The organism is Caldimonas tepidiphila (assembly GCF_003569765.1).
GTDB lineage: Bacteria > Pseudomonadota > Gammaproteobacteria > Burkholderiales > Burkholderiaceae_C > Caldimonas > Caldimonas tepidiphila.
On sequence record NZ_KZ983970.1, the window covers coordinates 17,857 to 18,381 of the forward strand.

Here is a 525-nt window from a genome sequence, read left to right on the forward strand (position 1 = left end):
CATGCTCAACGACATGGGCGTGGCCGTCTACGAGCAGGCGCCCGATGCCGCAACGCTGCTGCTGACGAACTCCGGCCAGCAGACCGCCACCGAGGAGGAGGCCGAGGAAGAGGCCGAGGCGGCGCTGTCCACCGTCGACTCCGAGTTCGGCCGCACCACCGACCCGGTGCGCATGTACATGCGCGAGATGGGCACGGTCGAGCTGCTCACGCGCGAGGGCGAGATCGAGATTGCCAAGCGCATCGAGGGCGGCCTGCAGGCGATGATGCTGGCGATCTCCACCTCGCCGACGACGATCGCCGAGGTCCTGGCGCTGGCCGAGCGGATCGCCGCCGGCGAGGCGCAGATCTCCGAGGTGGTCGACGGCTTCATCTCCGCCGACGAGGCCGACGACTACGTGGCCGAGGAGGACGTCGACTTCTTCGACGAGGAGGACGACGACGACGGCAACGGCGGCTCCAGGGCGCTGACCAAGAAGCTGGAAGAACTGAAGAACCAGGCGCTGGCCAAGTTCGCCGTGCTGCG

The 525-nt window shown here is 68.4% G+C and carries 1 protein-coding gene; it reads left to right on the forward strand.

All coding sequences use genetic code 11. The features are described from left to right. Positions 1 to 525: sigma-70 factor domain-containing protein (locus D3A59_RS26190; RefSeq protein WP_272868042.1), on the forward strand; the 525-nt coding region annotated here is incomplete at both ends.